This is a genomic window from Anoxybacillus sp. P3H1B (assembly GCF_001560855.1).
Classification (GTDB): Bacteria; Bacillota; Bacilli; order Bacillales; family Anoxybacillaceae; genus Anoxybacteroides; species Anoxybacteroides rupiense.
Window position 1 is genome coordinate 240,708 of the sequence record NZ_LPUG01000011.1, and the last position, 21,293, is coordinate 262,000.

Sequence of the window (21,293 nt, forward strand, 5' to 3'; positions counted from 1 at the left end):
TACGATCATTCGCGCTCTTTTTTTATTATGGCTTATGGTGTGAAAGAGTATTGAATTGTCAATCCGATGAAAGAGGCTGTGACGGTCTATGCTTTGAATGAAGAAGAGCTATATGAGCAAGCGGATATTCAAGTGCAGACAGGAACGGTGCAGTCTGCGTGTTTTCCTGACTTGCGCATCGATTTACAAAGAAACAACCGCCAATTGGCGGTTGCTGTTTATTTGAGGGAAATGATATCTTGTCAAAAGAGGAATAATCGTTGTATTTACGAGAGGAGTTACTTTGCTTTTAATGCGCGAATGGCATTTTCGTGCTCAAGCGAGCGAAAGGCAAGCGATTGGAGAACAAGCTCTTGGCGTGCTTGTGAAGCGATAACATCATCCAGCTTTTGCAACGCTTCGGCGAGCGTTTGCTTTATCGTTGGAATTTCTTTAACCGTTTCCTGCATCTCCAGCACGGCTTGTTTGATAAACGGAATATCTTTTATATCTTCTTTGGTGGCCATGCGCCGTTCAATGCTAGTAAGATCGTCTTTAGTAGCCATGCGCTGCTCGATGCTGTTGAGATCGTCTTTAGTGGCCATGCGCTGCTCGATGCTGTTGAGATCGTCTTTAGTGGCCATGCGCTGCTCGATGCTGTTGAGATCGTCTTTGGTGGCCATGCGCTGCTCGATGTTGTTGAGATCGTCTTTGGTGGCCATGCGCCGTTCGATGCTGTTGAGATCGTCTTTGGTGGCCATGCGCTGCTCGATGTTGTTGAGATCGTCTTTGGTGGCCATTGTTTCCTCAATTTGCTGGATCCGCTTGTCCATTGCAGCCATGTCCTCTTTCGTCGCCATATGATGACGCAAAAATGACAGCTCGTCAAAAATCCTACTCAATATCTGATCCATTTCATTTTTTCACCTCCTTTTTTGATTACGAGATTATTATAGCATCCTTTTATTGATGTTCTCTATCAATTTTAGAAGACTTCTCAGTAGATAAAAAAACATGAAACTTGTTTAACTTTATCCAGTTGAGAAGTCTCCCATTTCTAAGTCTTGTGCAACTTGATGAAAGTGGGAGACGAATTGACTTCGGGCAAGGACAGGCTTTTGCCTGTTTAACGTAATTTCCGAAAGAAGTCTCCCGCCTCAAGGAACGTGAAGGGCACAGCCCCGTGAGTAGACGGGAGATGAATGTCGGTTGGCGTTAGCCAAAACGCATGATAGAATACGTGTATATCAGGTTCTTTGTGAATGGGATATTAGGGGGGTGCATGGAGAAATCAAATGCGAAAACCGAGCCTTCCATGCGTAAAATATCCAAGGTACAAAAGAACTCCGAATCGTCGGACATCTAGGGTGGGGACGACCCCAAGTAACGCTCAGGGAGACGAAAGGTAGCTTTCGTTGCGGAACTGAGAAGCTCCCACTTCGAAGCGCTAGCAAAGTGGCGATTCGTTCACAAGTCTGCTTTATGCAAGCCATTCCTTTTTCATGCCAAGATTCCAATAAAGCAAAAATTCCCTGTAATTTGAGTTCAAACCGTCTGTTCATCAGACGGTTTTTTTCATTTGAATTACCAATTCCTCATCCGGCGTGACGTATATGGTTTGTTGGTTTTCATAGATCACAAAGCCAGGCTTTGCTCCATTTGGTTTTTTGACATAGCGGATCCGCGTGAAGTCGACAGGCACGGAGCTTGATTGCCGCGCTTTGCTGAAATAGGCAGCAAGGTTAGCGGCTTCCGCAATTGTTTGTTGGGACGGATTTTTGCTGCGAATGACGACATGGGAGCCGGGAATGTCTTTTGTATGCAACCAAATTTCATCTTTTTGTGCGAGTTTGTTTGTCAAGTAGTCGTTTTGTTTATTGTTTTTACCAACGAGAATTTCCGTGCCATCGCTTGCTACGTAACGTTCGAGTTCAATCGTGCGCGGCTTTTGTTTTTTTTGTTTCGTAGCTTTTGCTCGTAAATAGCCTTGCTCGATCAGCTCATCACGAATTTCTTCGATATCTTTCGGTGCAGCGGTGTCGAGCTGCTGCAATAGCGTATCAAAATAAACGATTTCTTTGTTTGTCTGTTCGATTTGCTCTTGAACGATGTGAATAGCATTTTTCGCCTTTTGATATTTTTGAAAATAGCTTTGTGCATTTTCTGACGGTGACTTTTGTGCATCAAGCGGAATCATGACGGTTTCCCCGTTTGCATCGTAATAGTTGATGACTCCGATTTCTTTCATCCCTCGTTTGACTGCGTACAGATAGGCGGTTAACAGCTCCCCGTAAAGCCGATATTGCTCGGCTTGTTTTGCTTCTTCTAATGTTTGTTCCAATTTCAAAAGCTTTTTCTCATTTTTCGCCTTTTCATTGGCGACAAACCGTTCTAAATCGTGTGCCTGCTGTTTGACGCGGTCGCGCTCAGCCTTGCCAAAATAGAAGCGGTCAAGCATTTCTCCGAGCGTGACGAACGGCTTTGCTTCCGCCTGTAAATGCATAAGTGGCAGAACGTAAAACCATTCCTTTTGTCCATTTGTATATATACAAGGAGAAAAATGCCCGCTCTTTACTTCTTCCATAAGCGATATAAAGCTTTTTGGCAAAGTGGAGCGATTGGCGAGCCCTGCGCGGAAAGCCACCTCATTGGCAAACAGAGGCGAGAGGCCGGAAAAGGAAGCGACAAGCTGCTCTGGCAGCTTTCCAGCGTGAAAATCAAGTGTTTTCATGATCATTTCTTCAGTGGCTTTCAGCGGATTGAGTTTACCGTGTGACGGTGGCGCTACGTATGGCTGGCCGGGAAGCACCGTGCGATAGCGGTTGATAGCCGGCGATAGATGCTTAATGCTGTCAATGATCCTATTTGTTTCTTTATCGATCAAGATGATGTTACTATGCCGTCCCATAATCTCTATCATTAGCTGCTTAATGGAGAGATCGCCAATTTCATTCCGTCCCTTTACTTCAATCATGATCACCCGATCAAAATCCATTTGCCGAATCGATTCAATGACGCTCCCTTCTAAATGCTTGCGTAAAAGCATGCAAAACATCGGCGGTTCAGCAGGGTTGTCATATCCTTCATTTGTAAGGTGAACACGTGCATAGCTAGGATGTGCCGATAGCAGCAATTTGTAATTTCGCCCATGGGAGCGGATGTAAAGCAACAGCTCGTGATGAAAAGGTTGGTAAATTTTTGTGATTCGTCCTCCTTCAAGCATTTTCTTTAATTCGTTCGTCATAGCATATGTAAATATTCCGTCAAAAGCCATATGAAACACCTTTCTCATTTTTTATTTCTGCAATTATCATATCATTTTTTTGGACATGTCTGAATAAGCTTTCATAGAAAAGCGACAAGGGAGGAGGAGTAAGGATGCAATGGCATACGCTCGCGCCAAATGATGTAGCAAAGGAGGCACATACTGATCTTGCTAAAGGTTTAACAACGGAAGAAGCAACAAAACGGCTTAAGCGGTTTGGCTATAATGAACTAAAAGAGGCTAAAAAGCAATCGGCTCTCATTGTATTTTTGAATCAATTTCGCGATTTTATGGTTCTTGTTCTACTTGCAGCCACGATTATTTCCGGTTTTCTCGGAGAGTATGTTGATGCGATCGCGATTATTGTAATTGTGATTATGAATGCCTTTTTGGGCTTTTTTCAAGAACGACGCGCTGAAAAATCATTGGAAGCTCTCAAGCAGCTATCTGCTCCGCAAGCGACCGTATTACGCGACGGAGAATGGATGAAAATCCATTCTCAAGAGCTTGTTGTTGGCGATGTCATTAAATTTACCAGTGGTGATCGTATCGGTGCCGATGTAAGGTTAATTGATGCAAAGGGCTTAGAAATTGAAGAATCGGCATTGACAGGGGAGTCGGTGCCGACTGCAAAATTGGCAACACCGCTTGCAAATGAAAACACTGCAATTGGTGATTTGCATAATATGGCTTTCATGGGTACTCTTGTAACGCGAGGAAGTGGAGTGGGAGTTGTGATTGCCACAGGAATGAAAACCGCGATGGGGCAAATTGCGAACCTGCTACAAGAGGCGGAGACGGTCACGACTCCATTGCAGCGAAAATTAGAGCAGCTCGGTAAGATTTTGATTATTGTTGCTCTGCTGCTTACCGTTTTAGTTGTCGTTGTCGGCGTTATTCAAGGTCATGAACTGTATGAAATGTTTTTAGCGGGAGTGTCACTGGCGGTTGCCGCTATTCCGGAAGGGCTTCCTGCTATTGTGACCATTGCCTTGGCGCTTGGTGTACAGCGGATGATTAAGAAAAACGCGATCGTTCGGAAGCTCCCTGCTGTAGAAACGTTAGGTTGTGCATCTGTCATTTGCTCTGATAAAACAGGAACAATGACGGAAAACATGATGACAGTAACAAACATATGGGCGAGCGGAAGGATGTGGACAGTCAGCGGAACGGGGCTTGAACTGAAAGGAGAATTTTATGAAAATGAACGGCCTATCAATATCAAAAAAGAAGCGGTACTGCAGCAGTTGCTGACATTTAGCGTCCTTTGCAATAGCTCGCAAATTAAGGAAAAGGAACATCGACGGTATATCGACGGGGATCCGACGGAGGGCGCGCTGCTTGTGGCAGCGGCAAAGGCAGGATTAACAAAAGCACAGCTAGAATCAGAGTTTACGGTTGAGCAGGAATTTCCGTTCGATTCGGAACGAAAAATGATGACAGTCATTGTGAAAGATAAATCAGGGAGAAGATGGATTATTACGAAAGGGGCTCCCGATGTACTTCTTGAAATTAGCGGACATATATGGTGGAACGGACGCACACAACCGATGACAGCGGACTGGCGAAAAACGGTGCATCATGTCATCCATGCAATGGCCGGTAAGGCGTTGCGTACGATTGCTGTAGCCTACCGTCCGCTAACTGCAAAGGAACAGATTCCATCGGAAAAAGAAGCAGAAAAAGGCTTGACGTTGATGGGGATTCAAGGAATGATTGATCCACCGCGTCCGGAAGTAAAGAAAGCCGTACAGCAGTGTAAAGAGGCGGGCATTAAAACGGTGATGATTACGGGAGATCATTTGTTGACAGCAAAAGCGATTGCGAAACAGCTCGGTATTTTGCCACCAAATGGAAAGATCATGGATGGTCCAACATTATCCCGGCTTTCGGTTGATGAGCTTGAAGAAGTCGTCGATGACATTTATGTGTTTGCGCGCGTGTCTCCGGAGCATAAACTAAAAATCGTGAAAGCTTTACAGAGAAGAGGACATGTGGTTGCTATGACCGGAGATGGAGTGAATGACGCTCCTGCGATTAAGGCAGCAGATATCGGGGTAGCGATGGGGAAATCCGGTACGGATGTAGCGAAGGAAGCGGCATCTCTTGTATTATTAGATGACAACTTCGCGACCATTCAATCGGCCATTCATGAGGGAAGAAACATTTATGAGAACATTCGCAAATTCATTCGCTACTTGCTTGCATCAAATGTTGGCGAAATTTTAGTGATGCTGTTTGCCATGCTGTTAGCACTGCCACTTCCGCTTGTACCGATTCAAATTTTATGGGTAAATTTAGTGACAGATGGGCTGCCAGCTATGGCCTTAGGGCTGGATCGTGCTGAAGAAAATGTCATGAGACGGAGACCAAGGCATCCAAAAGAAGGAGTGTTTTCTAGAGGGCTTGGCTGGAAAATCGTTAGCCGCGGGGTGATTATTGGGATTGTAACACTAGCCGCTTTTATGACGGTTTATGAACGAAGTGGGAATAATTTGGCGTATGCGCAAACAGTGGCGTTTGCGACATTGGTGATGGCTCAACTTATTCACGTGTTTGATTGCCGTTGTGAACGATCCATTTTTGACCGCAATCCTCTCGGAAATATGTATCTGGTTTGGGCTGTATTGCTCTCCCTATTGCTGGTGCTTGTGGTGATTTATTATCCTCCGCTGCAACGTGTGTTCCATACGGTTTCAGTTGAGCTGCTTGATTGGATTTTAATCGTTGGGCTCGCGGCGCTGCCGACATTTTTGTTTGCTGGGTCGTTTTTAACAAGAAAATCACGAACAAATATGTTATAATATGCAAGGTGATAGAGAAGTTTCTCTATGACCTTTTCTTTTTGTATGTTAACATAATGGGTGTGATAGTATGGTATACAGCATGACAGGCTTTGGAAGAAGCAAAACAACAAATGGTTCAATGGGAGTAACAGTCGAAGTAAAATCTGTGAATCATCGCTTTTGTGAAATTTCTGTTCGCATGCCTAGACAACTATTTATCTTTGAAGATAAAATAAAAAAAGTGATTTCGCAGTATGTACACAGAGGAAGAGTAGAAGTTTTTATCGCCATTGAAGGAGAAGGATGGACAAATCGCAAGCTCCAAGTCGATTGGCAGCTGATGAGCGATTATTACGAACAACTAAAAGAAGCAAATCATCGTTTCTCACTTCATGATTCTATTACTTTATCGCATTTATTCCAGCTTGAAGGAGTAGCTGAGATCATTGAAGAAGGAGCAGGCAATGAAGAGATTGAACACCTGCTCATATCGGCTGTCAATGAAGCGGCTCAGCAGCTGAAGACGATGCGTGAAAAAGAGGGGAAGGCATTGCTTTCCGATGTACAGGAGCAATTGGCGACGCTTAAACAATGTGTACAAAATGTGCAGCATCTTGCTCCTGAAGCTATTGAGCAATATCGGGAGCGATTGACGAAACGCATGAAGGAATTGGTGCAGGGAGACGTAGATGAGGCTCGCCTTTTAACGGAAGTCGCCATTTTCGCGGAAAAAACGGATATTAATGAAGAGCTCAAACGAATTCGTAGCCATATTGAGCAGTTTGTCCAAACATTGCATCATCAAGAACCGATCGGGCGAAAGCTGGATTTTTTAATTCAAGAGCTCAATCGTGAAGTAAATACGATTGGTTCAAAAGCTAATGATAGCCGCATTGCTGTACAAGTTGTTGAAATGAAGAGCGCACTTGAAAAAGTAAAAGAGCAGGTACAAAATATAGAGTAATCGTTTATAATGGCTAGGTTGCGGCAACAATAATTTTTATGGTAGGTGGAGTTCAGTGGGAGTTAAACTTGTCAATATCGGCTACGGAAATATGGTTTCAGCCTCTCGAATCATATCGATTGTTAATCCCGATTCCGCTCCGATTAAGCGGATTGTTCAAGATGCGAGAGAGTGCGGCAAACTTGTGGATGCCACTCATGGCAGAAGAACCCGAGCGGTCATTATCATGGATAGCGATCATGTTGTTTTATCATCGGTGCAGCCAGAAACCGTGGCACATCGATTATATGAGCGTGAAGATTTATCAGAGGAAGGGTAGGTTTCTATATTTTTATGAGCGAAAGAGGGTTATTAATCGTATTATCAGGACCATCCGGTGTTGGAAAAGGGACGGTGCGCAAGGCGTTATTCTCGCAAGCCGATATTAATTTGCATTATTCGATTTCAGTGACGACGCGAAAGCCGCGTGAGGGAGAAGTAGACGGGATTGACTACTTTTTTACAACACGCGAAGAGTTCGAGCAAATGATTCGCGACCATAAGCTGCTTGAGTGGGCTGAATATGTCGGCAACTATTATGGTACGCCGATTGATTACGTTGAGAAGACGCTGCAGGAAGGCAAGGATGTCTTTCTTGAAATCGAGGTGCAGGGAGCGCTGCAAGTACGCAAGGCATTTCCGGAAGGATTGTTTATTTTTCTTGCCCCGCCAAGCTTAAGTGAGCTAAAAAATCGAATTGTTACTAGAGGAACTGAAACAGAAGAGCTGATTAACGACCGCATGAAAGCGGCAAGAGAAGAATTAGAAATGATGGATGCCTATGACTATGTCGTAGAAAATGACCGGGTCGAATTAGCGTGCGAGCGCATTAAAGCCATTGTCACAGCTGAACATTGCAAGCGCGAGCGCGTGGCACAACGGTATAAAAAAATGTTGGAGGTTGAATAAACGATGCTTTATCCTTCCATTGATCTTTTAATGGAAAAACTTGATTCCAAATACACGCTTGTGAGCGTTGCTGCAAAACGGGCGCGCCAACTGCAGGAAAAAGACGATCTTACAATTGAAAGGCCTGTATCAAAAAAATTCGTTGGAAAAGCGTTAGAAGAAATTGCGGCAGGCCATATTGAACTTGTAAAAGAAGAGTAAAAATAACAACCTAGGTTTTAGGTTGTTATTTTTTTACAAAAGTGAGAGGGGAGCTCCAAAAAATGATTGAACAAAAAAATATTTTATTATGTGTGACGGGTGGAATTGCTGTGTATAAGGCAGCCGCATTAACGAGCCGATTAACACAGCGTGGAGCCAATGTGAAAGTGATGATGAGCGAGGCAGCGTGCAAATTTGTAACGCCGTTAACGTTTCAAGCATTGTCACGCCATGATGTTTATGTCGATACATTTGAAGAGAAACACGCTGAAGTAATAGCGCATATCGATTTAGCAGATTGGGCTGATCTTGTATTAGTAGCTCCGGCGACAGCCAATACCATTGGGAAGCTAGCGAATGGAATAGCGGATAATATGATCACGACGACGCTTTTGGCCACAAGGGCGCCTGTGTGGCTTGCCCCTGCTATGAATGTCCATATGTATGAACATCCGACTGTCTGTGAGAATATGGAAAGGCTTGCCCGTTTTGGCTACCAGTTTATCGAACCATCCGAAGGCCATTTGGCTTGCGGTTACGTTGGAAAAGGAAGACTAGAAGAACCAGAAAATATTGTCACATTGATTGAACAATATTTTTCTTCCTCTCCTTCATCTCTATTATTGAAGGGCAAGAAAGTGCTTGTGACGGCAGGGCCGACGCGTGAAAAAATAGATCCTGTCCGATTTTTCAGCAATCGGTCGACAGGGAAAATGGGATATGCCATTGCGGAAACAGCGGCAGAGCTAGGGGCAGAGGTGACGCTCATTTCCGGGCCTACCAATCTGCCATCACCTCGCAATGTAGAAACAATCCGAATTGAGTCTGCGCAAGAAATGTACGAAGAAGTGATCAAAAGATTTTCTTCTGCTCATATTGTTATTAAATCAGCTGCTGTCGCCGACTACCGCCCCAAATATGTATTTAACGAAAAAATGAAAAAAAAGCCTGGGGATCTTGTGGTTGAACTGGAAAGAACGATTGATATTTTAAAAGCGCTTGGAGAGCAAAAGACAGAGCAGTTTTTAGTCGGATTTGCTGCGGAAACAGAGCAAGTGGAAGAGTACGCTCTTCAAAAACTACAAAGGAAAAATTTGGATATGATTGTCGCTAACAATGTTGCCCAAAAGGGAGCGGGATTCGCCAGCGACACGAATATTGTCACAATTTTTAAACGGGATGGATCCATTACGAAGCTTCCGTTGCTAACGAAAAAGAAAGTAGCTGAAGAAATTTTAAAAGAGATTGCCGAGGCGATTGGATGAAAATTGCAGCAGTTATCGTTGATGTGCCTTCACGGCAAACAGACCGGCCGTTTGACTATAAAATACCGGAGAAATGGGAGGATGTCCTGCAAATTGGCATGCGAGTCGTTGTTCCGTTTGGAACGCGACGGCTACAAGGATTTGTAGTAGATATTAAGACTTATTCTGATGTCAAGTCATTAAAAGCGATTGAAGCCATTTTAGATGTGGCTCCCGTATTGAATGAAGAACTGTTGCGTTTGGGCCAATACTTAACCGAAACGACGCTCTGCTTTGCAATTTCCGCTTACCAAGCGATGCTTCCGGCTGCGATGAAAGCGAAGTATGAAAAAGAGATACGCCTTGTAGATGAAAAATATCGCGATCGTTTGCATCCAAATGTCCAGCCTTTCTTTTCTAACCGCTCTGCGGTTTCGTGGAAAGAGCTTGAGAATACCAATGTGTTATCTCGCTTACAAAAGGACGTTCAAAACGGCTATTTGGAGGTTATTTATCATCTTAAGGACAAAGCAGCGAAGAAAACGATCAAATACGTTGCTTTTTCCGTGCCAGAAGAGCAGCGAAAGAAGGCGATTGAATCACTTCCGGCCAATGCTGTTAAGCAAAAGCAATTGTTAGAGCTGCTGCTTTTCAATGAGCACTTGCCATTAAAGGAGGTGCTCGAGCGAAGCGGTGCCTCGCACGCCTCAGTAAAAACATTAATTCAAAAAGGAATCATTTGCGAATATGAGGTTGAAGCTTATCGCGATCCCTATGGACAGCACCATTTTGCAGCCACTCAACCGCTTATGTTAACGGAGGAGCAGCAGCAAGCGCTCGAGCCGATCGTTAACAGCATCAAGGAGAATGAGCATCAAGTCTTTTTGCTTTATGGTGTGACAGGGAGCGGAAAAACAGAAGTATACATGCAAGCGATTGAGGCCGTATTAAAGCAAGGGAAGGAAGCCATTGTACTCGTTCCAGAAATTTCGCTCACGCCACAAATGGTTGAGCGATTTAAAGGGAGATTTGGCTCGCAGGTGGCCGTGCTTCATAGCGGATTATCGATTGGTGAAAAGTATGATGAATGGCGCAAAATTCATCGCAAAGAAGTCAAGCTTGTGGTTGGAGCGCGTTCTGCTATTTTTGCCCCATTTGAAAATTTAGGTATGATTATCATTGACGAGGAACATGAATCGAGTTATAAACAGGAAGAAACACCGCGCTATCATGCACGTGATGTGGCTATTTACCGGGCGCGCTTTCATCAATGTCCCGTTGTGCTGGGCAGCGCTACTCCGTCTCTTGAATCATTTGCTCGCGCCAAAAAAGGAGTTTATCAGCTTCTTACTTTAACCAAAAGAATGAGCGAAAATGGTCTGCCTGCTGTGTCCATCATTGATATGCGTGAGGAGTTGCGGAGTGGAAACCGCTCGATGTTTTCGCGGACGTTATTTGAAAAATTGCGAGAACGTCTTGATAAAGGTGAGCAATCTGTGTTGTTTTTAAATCGTCGCGGATACTCAACCTTTGTGATGTGTCGGGACTGCGGTCATGTCATCCGCTGTGCGCACTGTGATATTTCGCTTACTTATCATCGTGTGCAGCAGCGATTGAAATGCCATTATTGTGGGCATGAGGAACCGCTTGCTTACAGCTGTCCGTCATGCGGCAGCGAGCATATCCGTTTCTTTGGCACAGGCACGCAAAAAGTGGAGGAAGAACTGACTAAACTGCTTCCACAAGCCCGAGTCATTCGCATGGATGTTGATACGACGAGCCGCAAAGGGGCTCATGAGCGGATATTGTCGGAGTTTGGCGCAGGAAAGGCAGATATTTTGCTTGGAACACAAATGATTGCTAAAGGGCTCGATTTTCCAAAGGTGACGCTTGTGGGAGTGTTGAGTGCTGATACGATGCTCCACCTTCCAGATTTTCGAGCTTGCGAAAAAACATTTCAGTTGCTGACGCAGGTCAGCGGGCGAGCAGGGCGGCACGAATTGCCGGGAGAGGTCGTCATTCAAACGTATACGCCGGAGCATTATAGCATTGAACTAGCTGCTCGTCACGATTATGAAGCTTTTTATCAGAAAGAAATGGCACTCCGCAGGTTTCACGGTTATCCGCCGTTTTATTATTTAACGCTTATTACCGTTTCTCATCCCGAATTAATAAAAGCGGTTTCGGTTACAGAGAAAATTGCGGGTTATTTACGTGCGCAGTTATCGAAAGAGGCCATCATTCTTGGCCCGGTTGCTTCCCCTATTGCTCGTCTCCATGATAGATATCGCTATCAATGCATGATAAAATACAAGCGAGAGGCTAATTTTACTAAAATACTAAAGAATGTGGTCGACCGCTATCAGCAGGAAATGTCACAAGGAGAACTGTTGATTACGATCGACACAAACCCGTATATGATGATGTAAAATGGAGGAAATTGCATTGGCTAAGTTAAATATTGTCACATATCCAGCAGAAGTGTTAGAAACCGTTTGTGAAAAAGTCATAGAGTTTGACCGCAAACTTGTAAAATTACTGAATGATATGTATGAAACGATGCTGGAAGCAGACGGTGTCGGATTAGCGGCTCCGCAGGTAGGCATCGCCCAGCAAATCGCCGTTGTAGATGTCGGAGATGAGCATGGAAGAATTGAGCTCATAAATCCTGTGATTCTTGAGCAGAGAGGCGAGCAAATCGGACCTGAGGGCTGCTTAAGCTTTCCTGGGCTATTCGGAGAAGTGAAACGAGCGGATTACGTGAAAGTTCGGGCGCAAGATCGCCGCGGGCGCGCATATACGCTTGAAGCGACCGGTTTTTTAGCCCGCGCTTTACAGCATGAGATTGACCATTTAAACGGTGTTTTATTTACGTCCAAGGTCATTCGTTATTATGAAGAGGAAGAATTAGAAGGGTAGATGATGGATCATATGGTAAGAATCGTTTTTATGGGAACTCCGGATTTTTCTGTTCCAGTATTGCGGCAGTTAATCCATGATGGATACGATGTTGTTGGGGTTGTTACACAGCCGGACAAACCAAAGGGACGGAAAAGGGAGCTGACGCCGCCGCCAGTCAAAGTTGAAGCAGAAAAGCATGGGATTCCAATTTGGCAACCGACCAAAATTCGTGAGAAGGAACAATATGAAAGGGTGCTAGCATTTAAGCCGGATTTAATTGTCACTGCAGCCTTTGGTCAGATTTTGCCGAAGGAGCTGCTGGAGGCGCCTCCATATGGCTGCATCAACGTTCATGCGTCTTTGTTGCCGGAATTGCGCGGAGGTGCGCCAATTCATTATGCGATTTTACAGGGAAAAACAAAGACGGGAATAACCATTATGTACATGGCAGAAAAGCTTGATGCAGGCGATATTTTAACACAGGTAGAAGTCCCGATTACGGAAGACGATACCGTTGGCACCCTCCACGACAAATTAAGTATGGCCGGAGCCAAGCTGCTATCCGATACTATTCCGCTTTTACTTCAAGGAAAAATTACACCAATCCGCCAGGATGAAGAAAAGGCGACATTTGCTTATAATATTAAGCGTGAACAAGAAAAAATTGACTGGACCCGTACAGGAGAAGAAATTTATAATCATATCCGCGGTTTAAATCCTTGGCCCGTGGCTTATACCATGTATCAAGGGCAAGTTTGGAAAATCTGGCGTTCAGAAAAAATTCGCGCTTCTTCACAAACACAGCCAGGGACGATTATGGAAGTGGTGAACGACGGCATTGTCGTAGCCACTGGCAATGATGTCGCCATTAAAATTACCGAATTGCAGCCGGCTGGGAAAAAGCGGATGAGCGCTGAACAATTTTTGCGCGGCGCCGGGGCAGCGATAGCAATCGGAACGAAGCTAGGAGATGAAAATGAAACATAAAAATGTAAGAGAAGTTGCCTTAGATGTACTTTTAGCTATTGATGAAAAGGAAGCCTATAGCAACCTATTGCTCAATCAAACGATCCGTTCCACAAGGTTGCCAGAAAGAGATACCGGTTTATTGACAGAACTTGTATATGGAACGGTTCAAAGACGTGATACGCTCGATTACTATTTGCAGCCATTTATTAAAAAATCACATAAGCTGCAAAAATGGGTGCGGATGCTGCTTCGCTTATCGCTCTATCAAATGCTATATTTAGATCGTATTCCTGATCGCGCCGTTATTTTCGAAGCGGTTGAAATTGCTAAAAAACGCGGCCACCGTGGCATTTCGTCGATGGTCAATGGCGTTTTGCGTGCCGTTCAGCGGGATGGCGTTCCTTCTGTCGATGAAATTCAAGGTGATGTTGAACGACTAGCCGTGAAAACGAGCCATCCGTATTGGCTTGTCAAACGCTGGGCATCACAATATGGCCTTCAAGAAACCGAAAAAATATGCATGGCTAATTTAACCGCACCAAAACAAACAGCGCGAGTCAACACAGTATTGGCGACCGTTGATGAAGTGATTGCCATGTTGGAAGAAGAAGGAACGGAAGTCGAACGGGGAGAATTGGCAGAAGAAGCGATTCGAGCGAAAAAAGGAAACTTGGTGGATACGAAAGCTTTCCGAAACGGGTATATGACCATTCAGGATGAAAGCTCGATGCTTGTGGCCAGAGCGCTCCATCCTAGCGAACATGAACGAGTGCTGGATAGTTGTGCGGCTCCAGGAGGAAAGTCGACACACATCGCAGAGCTTATGAAACGGACGGGACAAGTTATTTCGCTAGATGTTCATGAGCACAAAGTAAAATTGATTAAGCAGCAAGCTGAGCGTCTTCATCTGCCCAACATTGCTGCATATGTATTAGACAGCCGGCAAGCTTCGCAGTATTTTGCTCGTGAATCGTTTGATAAAATTTTAGTAGATGCCCCTTGTTCGGGATTTGGAGTGATACGGCGCAAGCCGGATATTAAATATGCCAAAAATGAGAAGGATCTTCGGGAGCTTGCTCGTTTGCAATTGGCTATTTTAAGGGAAGTGGCTCCGCTGTTAAAACGAGGTGGAACGATCGTTTATAGCACATGTACGATTGACCACGATGAGAATGAGGAGGTAGTGGCTGAGTTTTTGCGTCTTCATCCCGAGTTTACCGTCGATGATACGCTTTCGGAAAGATTGCCAGAAAAGGTGCGTCCCTATGTAGCAAATGGGCAATTGCGCTTGCTGCCTCACTATTTTGATTCAGATGGATTTTTTATCGCATCATTACGAAAGAAGGTGTAACTTCATTGAGAAAAGCAAAAATTCAAACGAGCCATCAACGAGCAACCGATGCGTCTCAGCCATCCATCTATTCTTTCACATTGGAGGAACTGCGAGAATGGATGGTAGAGCAGGGAGAAAAGCCATTTCGCGCGACGCAAGTTTATGAATGGCTTTATCAAAAGCGAGTCACCTCCTTTGAGGATATGACTAACCTGCCAAAAGTGTTGCGGGAAAAGCTCGCAGCCCATTTTACGATGACAACCTTAAAAACGCTTGTTCAGCAAACCTCAAAGGATGGAACGATCAAGTTTTTATTTGAGCTTCACGACGGCTTTTCAATTGAAACGGTATTAATGCGCCATGATTATGGCAACTCCATTTGTGTCACAACACAGGTAGGCTGCCGTATTGGCTGTACCTTTTGTGCCTCTACACTCGGTGGTCTAAAGCGTCATTTAGAAGCAGGAGAAATTGTGGCGCAAGTCGTAAAAGTTCAAAAAGCGCTTGATGAATATGCGGAGCGAGTGAGCAGCATTGTCGTAATGGGAATAGGTGAGCCATTTGATAATTACGATGCATTGATTAAGTTTTTACACATTGTGAATCATGCGAAAGGATTGCACATCGGCGCACGCCACATTACCGTATCAACAAGCGGCATTATTCCGAAAATCTATCAATTTGCCGACGAGGGGACGCAAATTAATTTTGCGATCTCTTTGCATGCACCAACGACCGAATTGCGTACAAAACTCATGCCGATTAATAAAGCCTATCCGCTTCCTAAACTAATGGAAGCCGTTCGCTATTACGTTGAAAAAACAGGAAGGAGAGTAACATTCGAATATGGACTGTTTGGTGGAGTGAACGATCAAATAGAGCATGCCGAACAATTGGCAGAGCTGCTCAAAGGTCTTAAATGCCATGTGAACTTAATTCCAGTCAATTATGTGCCAGAACGAAATTATGTGCGAACACCACGCGAGCAAATTTTTGCCTTTGAGCGCACGCTAAAGCAACATGGAATTAATGTCACGATTCGCCGCGAACAAGGACATGACATCGATGCCGCATGCGGACAGCTTCGCGCGAAGGAGCGAAAAGAGGAAACGAGGTGAAACCATGAAAGTCGTTTTTCAAACCGACGTTGGCAAAATTCGTCCTCATAACGAAGACTGCGGCGGTATTTTTAAAAATAAAGATGGCCACTACTTAGCGATGGTCGCAGATGGAATGGGAGGTCATCGTGCTGGTGATGTAGCAAGCGAAATGACGATTTCCTATTTAAAAAAGCAGTGGGAAGAAACCGAAAACATTACATCACCAGAAATCGCCGAGCGGTGGTTAAAAGAACAGATTGCAAGCATCAACCGCTTGCTGTTTGACCATTCACTGCGCCATATAGAATGCCAAGGAATGGGGACTACGATTGTCAGTGCGATTTGCACGGATCAGTTTGTGACAATCGGCCATATCGGCGATAGCCGCTGTTATTTGTTCAACCAACATGGATTCCAGCAAATCACAGAAGATCATTCTCTTGTTAATGAATTGGTGAAAACAGGGCAGATTTCTAAAGAGGATGCAGAGCATCATCCGCGCAAAAATGTGTTATTGCGCGCGCTTGGGACCGAAAAGAGCGTCAAATTAGATATTAAGACGATTGAAGTGGAGGAGCGCGATCGACTGCTTTTATGCTCAGACGGTTTGTCTAACAAGGTGTCTGAACAGTCGATGATGGACATTTTAACATCGGAACAATCGCTTGAAGAGAAAGCGCAAGCGCTAGTTCATTTAGCGAATGAGCATGGTGGAGAGGACAATATTACGTTAGTAATTGTTGAATTTTCATCGGAATGTGAAAGTAGGTGATCACACATGCTCATTGGTAAACGGTTAAATGGGCGCTATAAGATCATAAGTTTGCTTGGCGGCGGAGGAATGGCGAATGTTTATGTCGCGAGAGATATGATTCTGGAGCGCGAAGTAGCCATTAAAATTTTGCGTTTTGATTTTTCAAATGATGAACAGTTTATTAAACGATTTCGCCGTGAGGCCCAGGCAGCGACAAGTTTAAATCATGAAAATATTGTTAGCATTTATGATGTGGGTGAGGACGAAGGAATTTATTACATTGTGATGGAATATGTGCGCGGTTTTACACTTAAGCAATATATCCAGCAGCATGCTCCATTGCACGTTGCCAAGGCATTGGATATTATGGAGCAACTCACGTCAGCGATCTCACACGCCCATGCCAATGGCATTATTCATCGTGATATTAAGCCGCAAAATATTTTGATTGACGAAGAAGGAAACGTAAAAATTACTGATTTCGGTATTGCTGTTGCATTAAGCTCGACGACGATTACCCAAACGAATTCCGTGCTCGGTTCGATTCATTATTTATCTCCGGAACAGGCACGAGGAGGGATTGCGACCGAGAAATCTGATATTTATTCGCTCGGAATTGTCATGTTTGAATTGCTTACAGGCCATTTGCCTTTTTCAGGGGAGTCAGCAGTATCCATTATATTGAAACATTTGCAGACAGAAACTCCTTCGCCAAAAGCTTGGAATCCTTCTATCCCACAAAGTGTAGAAAATATTATTTTAAAAGCAACAGCAAAAGATCCGTTTTATCGTTATCAATCGGTACAGGAGATGAATGAAGATATTCGCACAGCCCTTGATCCAGAACGGGTGAACGAAAAAAAGTTTACGCTTCCGGCTGATGATGAACCGACAAAGGCGATTCCTATTGTGAAGGATCATGAGTTAACCAAGCAAACCATTATACGGGAGGAAGCGAAAGAGAAAAAGGAAGAAGACAAGCAGCTGCCTGATGCTGAAACGAAGAAAAAGCGGAAAAGAAAATGGCTTGGCTGGATGATTGCTCTTTTTTTATTCCTAATTGCGGCTGGAGTCAGTGCCGCCATATGGGGACCGACGCTCTTCTTTCCAAAGGATGTGACGGTTCCGGATGTAACGAACAAAAATTATGATGAAGCAGTAGAAAAACTTTCTTCCTTAGGCTTTGAAATTAAAGATACGATTGACATGGAAAGCAATGATATTGCCGAAGGAAATGTCATTCGGACAAAGCCAGAAGCAGGACGAGTCGTCAAAGAAGGAACAGAGATCACGATTTATAAAAGCATCGGGAAAAAGAGAATAGAGTTTGGAGATTACGTTGGCGAAGATATTGAGACAGTAGAGCAGCAATTGAAGGATGAACATTATTTAGCGGTGAAGCGCATTGAACGTTATAGCGATAAACCGGTTGGCACCATTCTTGAACAATTTCCTTCTCCAGGTGAACAGGTCGTTCCAGAGGAAACAGAAGTGGAATTTACCATTAGTGTAGGGGTGCCCAAAATTGTGCTAAAAGATTTGACGGGATATACAGAAAAAAGCGTGCGTGATTATGCGCAAGAGCAGCAGCTTAATGTTGTAGTGAAGCATGAATATTCTGATCAAGTCCCGCAAGGAATCGTGATTTCGCAAACACCGGGCGCTAATACAGAACTGCAAAAAGGTGATACCGTTACTGTTGTGATTTCGCAGGGAAAAGAACCGTTACCGAACAAGACAGTTGTAAAGGAAATTGAAATTCCATATGATGCGGAGGAGCCGGGACAAACGGTAGAGGCTCAGCTCTATATTCAAGATGCCAACCATGACATGACGAAACCGTATAAAACATATCGCCTTACAGCACCAGTTAAAGAAACGGTTGAATTTGTTATTCCTTATAATGGTCAAGGATACTATCGTGTCATTGTTAATAATATTGTAAAACAGGAAGGAACCATTCCTTATCCAAAGGGGTGAAGCTATGGCAGAAGGAAAAATTATGAAAGCATTAAGCGGATTTTATTATGTGTTAAGCGATGGAGAAATCATTCAATGTCGAGGAAGAGGGGTATTTCGTAAGCAAAAGATTACTCCTCTTGTCGGTGATTATGTCATTTTTCAAGCTGAAAGCAAAACAGATGGATATATTATGGAAGTATGTGAACGAAAAAACGAACTGATCCGTCCCCCAATTGCTAACGTCGATCAAGCGATTCTTGTATTTTCTGCGGTGGAGCCAGATTTTAGTACGATGCTTCTGGATCGTTTTCTTGTGCTCATTGAGGCGAAGGACATTCGTCCGATTATTGTCGTTAATAAAATGGATTTGCTTAATGAGAAGACAAAGCCGATTGTGCAAGGGTACATCAGCGATTATCGCCGCATCGGGTACGATGTCATCGAAACATCGATCGTCACAAAAGCTGGTCTTGAGCAACTGCTTCCTTATTTAGAAGGAAAGATTTCTGTCTTTGCGGGCCAGTCTGGTGTGGGAAAGTCATCACTTTTAAATGCGCTTCGTCCAGATTTACAGCTGAAAACGAATGATATTTCATTTCATTTAGGTCGCGGAAAACATACGACAAGACATGTTGAATTGATCGAAATTGGCGATGGGCTTGTGGCGGATACACCTGGCTTTAGTGCATTAGAGTTTCAGGATATTGAAGAGGAACAGTTACCGCTTTGTTTTCCGGAGTTTCGCCAACGCAGTCATGAATGCAAATTCCGCGGCTGCACCCATATGACAGAACCAAAATGCGCGGTAAAAAGCGCATTGGAAGCAGGAGATATTCCGGTCTATCGCTATAATCACTATCGCCATTTCATGGAGGAAATTAAGGAAAGAAAGACGAGGTACTACTGATGATTAAAATTGCGCCTTCCATTTTATCGGCAGATTTCGCAAAGCTCGGAGACGACATTCGAGATGTTGAGCAAGGTGGGGCCGATTATATTCATGTTGATGTCATGGATGGCCATTTTGTGCCAAATATCACGATTGGTCCACTGATTGTGGAGGCGATTCGGCCCATTACCACATTGCCTTTGGATGTCCATTTGATGATTGAACACCCGGATCGTTATATTCCGGCTTTTGCAAAGGCGGGAGCTGACATTTTATCTGTGCATGTAGAAGCTTGTCCGCATTTGCACCGTACCATTCATATGATTAAAGAATTGGGGGTAAAAGCAGGAGTGGTTTTAAATCCCCACACTCCAGTAGCAATGATTGAGTCTATTTTAGATGATATCGATTTAGTACTGCTCATGACGGTCAATCCAGGGTTTGGAGGACAAAAATTTATTTCTTCTGTATTGCCTAAAATTCGTCAGGTTGCGCAAATGGCAAAAGAACGGGGATTACAGCTTGAGATTGAAGTGGATGGCGGGGTGAATCGCAAGACTGCTCAGCTTTGCGTGGAAGCGGGGGCGAACGTACTTGTCGCTGGATCGGCGATTTACGGTGAAATCGACCGAAAAGCGGCTATTCAAGCGATTCGAGGCCACTAATAAAACGGAAGGTTGCATACCTTCCGTTTTTGTTAAAAGCGTATAGAAAGGAAGAGGAACAGGTGTTGATTCATATTGTAGGGGGAGGTCCTAAAGAATTTCTCCCGTCATTTCAGCCATACAAGCAGCAGGAAATTCAATGGATTGGCGTAGACAGAGGAGTATTGACATTATTGCAAGCAGGTATTCGTCCTACTAAGGCATTCGGTGATTTTGATTCCATCAGCAAGCAGGAGCTAGAGTATATACAGACGATGCTGAAAGATTTGGATATATGGCCATCGGAGAAAGATAAAACAGATATGGAAATTGCTTTAGATTGGGTGGCAGAGCAACAAGCCGATCGGATTCGAATTTTTGGAGCGACCGGAGGAAGAATTGATCATTTGCTTGGAAATATTCAGCTTTTAGCAAAATATATCGCTCAACCCATCGAAATCGTCGATAAGCAAAATGTTGTGACCATTCATTTGCCTGGGACTTATTCTGTTGAAAAAGATGGGCACCATTATATTTCATTCATTCCGATTTCCTATGAAGTAAAAGGCATTACTTTAAAAGGCTTTAAATATCCGTTAGAAAATTGTCATATTCAGCTTGGCTCTACACTATGTATTAGTAATGAACTCATCCAATCTTTTGGTACTTTTTCTTTTTCGGAAGGCATATTAATGATGGTAAGAAGCAAAGATTTAGAAGAGGCCTTTTAGGTACTATTTTTCATGAGTCGAATATACTTAATAAGGAAATGAGGCAAAGCTCGTCACGATAGTTTGGGAGGGATCGGAATGAAGTTTTATACAATTAAGCTGCCAAAGTTTCTTGGCGGAATTGTCCGGGCGATGTTGAATTCGTTTAAAAAAGGATAAAAAAAGCACCAGTACTGGTGCTTTTTTTTTTGGAAAAAACTCCGTTTTTCTTTTAAGACGCCAGACGCATGCCGGATTATGCGCGTTCGATTTTACCTGATTTAAGCGCACGCGCAGAAACCCATACACGCTTTGGCTTGCCGTCTACTAAAATGCGCACTTTTTGTAGATTCGCTTTCCATGTACGTTTATTCGCATTCATCGCATGTGAACGAGAGTTTCCGAAAGATTTTTTCTTTCCAGTTGCAAAGCATTTCGCCATTTTTTTCCCTCCTTACTTGCCAAACAAATTCAGTCATGGACTGCGTATACCCAAAATACTACTATAATTTATCATACAAAATAGCAGATTGCAATAGTCCATCCACTGCCTTTCAAGAAAATCTCCTTGACATCTATTTTGATTTTAGGCTAAATAATACTAGTGGACGATGGACTTTTAAAATGAAGGCTGTTGTAGTAAA

General features: G+C 43.8%; 20 protein-coding genes and 1 pseudogene. 18 read left to right on the forward strand and 3 right to left on the reverse strand.

Going from position 1 to position 21,293, the window contains the following annotated elements; genetic code table 11:
* Positions 1–27: 27 nt before the first annotated feature.
* Positions 28–189, forward strand: a pseudogene (locus AT864_RS18270) (Uma2 family endonuclease); the annotation flags it as partial.
* 89 nt (positions 190–278) lie between these two features.
* Here the strand turns inward: AT864_RS18270 and AT864_RS05335 are convergent.
* On the reverse strand, positions 279–893 hold the full coding sequence (locus AT864_RS05335; protein WP_066147183.1) for a hypothetical protein: 615 nt from the start codon (positions 891–893) through the stop codon (positions 279–281).
* 647 nt (positions 894–1,540) lie between these two features.
* Positions 1,541–3,253, reverse strand: a complete 1,713-nt coding sequence (locus AT864_RS05340; protein ID WP_066147185.1) for an NFACT family protein — start codon at positions 3,251–3,253, stop codon at positions 1,541–1,543.
* Between the two features lie 104 nt (positions 3,254–3,357).
* Between AT864_RS05340 and AT864_RS05345 the strand changes: the two genes are divergently transcribed.
* The 17 genes from AT864_RS05345 to spoVM all read left to right on the forward strand — a co-directional run bounded on the left by AT864_RS05345 (position 3,358) and on the right by spoVM (position 20,829).
* Entirely contained in the window at positions 3,358–6,048 is a 2,691-nt protein-coding gene (locus AT864_RS05345; RefSeq protein ID WP_066147187.1) for a calcium-translocating P-type ATPase, SERCA-type, read from the forward strand.
* Between the two features lie 70 nt (positions 6,049–6,118).
* The gene (locus AT864_RS05350; RefSeq protein ID WP_066147189.1) at positions 6,119–6,994 is read left to right on the forward strand and encodes a YicC/YloC family endoribonuclease; all 876 of its coding nucleotides are present in this window, start codon (positions 6,119–6,121) and stop codon (positions 6,992–6,994) included.
* A gap of 55 nt (positions 6,995–7,049) precedes the next feature.
* Entirely contained in the window at positions 7,050–7,313 is a 264-nt protein-coding gene (remA, locus tag AT864_RS05355) for an extracellular matrix/biofilm regulator RemA (RefSeq protein WP_044746195.1), read from the forward strand.
* Positions 7,314–7,327: 14 nt separating this feature from the next.
* Positions 7,328–7,942 (forward strand): guanylate kinase, encoded by a 615-nt coding sequence (gene gmk / locus AT864_RS05360; RefSeq protein ID WP_044746194.1) that lies wholly within the window; start codon positions 7,328–7,330, stop codon positions 7,940–7,942.
* Positions 7,943–7,945: 3 nt separating this feature from the next.
* A complete protein-coding gene (gene rpoZ / locus AT864_RS05365) occupies positions 7,946–8,143 on the forward strand; it encodes a DNA-directed RNA polymerase subunit omega (RefSeq protein ID WP_066147192.1) in 198 nt (65 codons plus the stop codon).
* Between the two features lie 62 nt (positions 8,144–8,205).
* Positions 8,206–9,408: a bifunctional phosphopantothenoylcysteine decarboxylase/phosphopantothenate--cysteine ligase CoaBC gene (gene coaBC / locus AT864_RS05370; RefSeq protein WP_066147194.1), complete on the forward strand. Its 1,203-nt coding sequence runs from the start codon at positions 8,206–8,208 to the stop codon at positions 9,406–9,408.
* Positions 9,405–11,816, forward strand: a complete 2,412-nt coding sequence (gene priA / locus AT864_RS05375; protein WP_066147196.1) for a primosomal protein N' — start codon at positions 9,405–9,407, stop codon at positions 11,814–11,816. The genes coaBC and priA overlap by 4 nt, the downstream gene beginning before the upstream one ends.
* 16 nt (positions 11,817–11,832) lie before the next feature.
* Positions 11,833–12,306 (forward strand): peptide deformylase, encoded by a 474-nt coding sequence (gene def / locus AT864_RS05380; RefSeq protein WP_044746203.1) that lies wholly within the window; start codon positions 11,833–11,835, stop codon positions 12,304–12,306.
* 12 nt (positions 12,307–12,318) lie between these two features.
* Positions 12,319–13,275 carry a methionyl-tRNA formyltransferase gene (gene fmt, locus AT864_RS05385; RefSeq protein ID WP_066147716.1) on the forward strand — a complete coding sequence of 319 codons (957 nt, stop codon included), beginning with the start codon at positions 12,319–12,321 and terminating at the stop codon, positions 13,273–13,275.
* A complete protein-coding gene (gene rsmB, locus AT864_RS05390; RefSeq protein ID WP_066147198.1) occupies positions 13,265–14,608 on the forward strand; it encodes a 16S rRNA (cytosine(967)-C(5))-methyltransferase RsmB in 1,344 nt (447 codons plus the stop codon). The genes fmt and rsmB overlap by 11 nt, the downstream gene beginning before the upstream one ends.
* A gap of 5 nt (positions 14,609–14,613) precedes the next feature.
* A complete protein-coding gene (gene rlmN / locus AT864_RS05395; protein WP_066147200.1) occupies positions 14,614–15,708 on the forward strand; it encodes a 23S rRNA (adenine(2503)-C(2))-methyltransferase RlmN in 1,095 nt (364 codons plus the stop codon).
* Between the two features lie 4 nt (positions 15,709–15,712).
* Positions 15,713–16,462, forward strand: coding sequence for a Stp1/IreP family PP2C-type Ser/Thr phosphatase (locus AT864_RS05400; RefSeq protein WP_066147201.1), 750 nt, complete (start codon positions 15,713–15,715; stop codon positions 16,460–16,462).
* 6 nt (positions 16,463–16,468) lie between these two features.
* Entirely contained in the window at positions 16,469–18,424 is a 1,956-nt protein-coding gene (gene pknB, locus AT864_RS05405) for a Stk1 family PASTA domain-containing Ser/Thr kinase (protein ID WP_066147203.1), read from the forward strand.
* A gap of 4 nt (positions 18,425–18,428) precedes the next feature.
* Positions 18,429–19,313 carry a ribosome small subunit-dependent GTPase A gene (gene rsgA / locus AT864_RS05410; RefSeq protein ID WP_044746186.1) on the forward strand — a complete coding sequence of 295 codons (885 nt, stop codon included), beginning with the start codon at positions 18,429–18,431 and terminating at the stop codon, positions 19,311–19,313.
* Entirely contained in the window at positions 19,313–19,960 is a 648-nt protein-coding gene (gene rpe / locus AT864_RS05415) for a ribulose-phosphate 3-epimerase (RefSeq protein ID WP_044746185.1), read from the forward strand. The genes rsgA and rpe overlap by 1 nt, the downstream gene beginning before the upstream one ends.
* A gap of 62 nt (positions 19,961–20,022) precedes the next feature.
* Complete coding sequence (locus AT864_RS05420; protein WP_066147205.1) at positions 20,023–20,670, forward strand: thiamine diphosphokinase; 648 nt, start codon at positions 20,023–20,025, stop codon at positions 20,668–20,670.
* Positions 20,671–20,748: 78 nt separating this feature from the next.
* The gene (spoVM, locus tag AT864_RS05425) at positions 20,749–20,829 is read left to right on the forward strand and encodes a stage V sporulation protein SpoVM (protein ID WP_003394991.1); all 81 of its coding nucleotides are present in this window, start codon (positions 20,749–20,751) and stop codon (positions 20,827–20,829) included.
* 76 nt (positions 20,830–20,905) lie between these two features.
* Here the strand turns inward: spoVM and rpmB are convergent, their stop codons facing one another.
* The gene (gene rpmB / locus AT864_RS05430) at positions 20,906–21,091 is read right to left on the reverse strand and encodes a 50S ribosomal protein L28 (protein WP_044746183.1); all 186 of its coding nucleotides are present in this window, start codon (positions 21,089–21,091) and stop codon (positions 20,906–20,908) included.
* Positions 21,092–21,293 lie beyond the last annotated feature (202 nt).

Bases quoted from the DNA above. Each gene is read 5' to 3' on its own strand.
- AT864_RS05335 (WP_066147183.1), bottom strand. From the start codon at position 893: ATGGATCAGATATTGAGTAGGATTTTTGACGAGCTGTCATTTTTGCGT.
- AT864_RS05340 (WP_066147185.1), bottom strand. From the start codon at position 3,253: ATGGCTTTTGACGGAATATTTACATATGCTATGACGAACGAATTAAAG.
- AT864_RS05345 (WP_066147187.1), top strand. From the start codon at position 3,358: ATGCAATGGCATACGCTCGCGCCAAATGATGTAGCAAAGGAGGCACAT.
- AT864_RS05350 (WP_066147189.1), top strand. From the start codon at position 6,119: ATGGTATACAGCATGACAGGCTTTGGAAGAAGCAAAACAACAAATGGT.
- gmk (WP_044746194.1), top strand. From the start codon at position 7,328: ATGAGCGAAAGAGGGTTATTAATCGTATTATCAGGACCATCCGGTGTT.
- rpoZ (WP_066147192.1), top strand. From the start codon at position 7,946: ATGCTTTATCCTTCCATTGATCTTTTAATGGAAAAACTTGATTCCAAA.
- coaBC (WP_066147194.1), top strand. From the start codon at position 8,206: ATGATTGAACAAAAAAATATTTTATTATGTGTGACGGGTGGAATTGCT.
- priA (WP_066147196.1), top strand. From the start codon at position 9,405: ATGAAAATTGCAGCAGTTATCGTTGATGTGCCTTCACGGCAAACAGAC.
- fmt (WP_066147716.1), top strand. From the start codon at position 12,319: ATGGTAAGAATCGTTTTTATGGGAACTCCGGATTTTTCTGTTCCAGTA.
- rsmB (WP_066147198.1), top strand. From the start codon at position 13,265: ATGAAACATAAAAATGTAAGAGAAGTTGCCTTAGATGTACTTTTAGCT.
- AT864_RS05400 (WP_066147201.1), top strand. From the start codon at position 15,713: ATGAAAGTCGTTTTTCAAACCGACGTTGGCAAAATTCGTCCTCATAAC.
- pknB (WP_066147203.1), top strand. From the start codon at position 16,469: ATGCTCATTGGTAAACGGTTAAATGGGCGCTATAAGATCATAAGTTTG.
- rsgA (WP_044746186.1), top strand. From the start codon at position 18,429: ATGGCAGAAGGAAAAATTATGAAAGCATTAAGCGGATTTTATTATGTG.
- rpe (WP_044746185.1), top strand. From the start codon at position 19,313: ATGATTAAAATTGCGCCTTCCATTTTATCGGCAGATTTCGCAAAGCTC.
- spoVM (WP_003394991.1), top strand. From the start codon at position 20,749: ATGAAGTTTTATACAATTAAGCTGCCAAAGTTTCTTGGCGGAATTGTC.
- rpmB (WP_044746183.1), bottom strand. From the start codon at position 21,091: ATGGCGAAATGCTTTGCAACTGGAAAGAAAAAATCTTTCGGAAACTCT.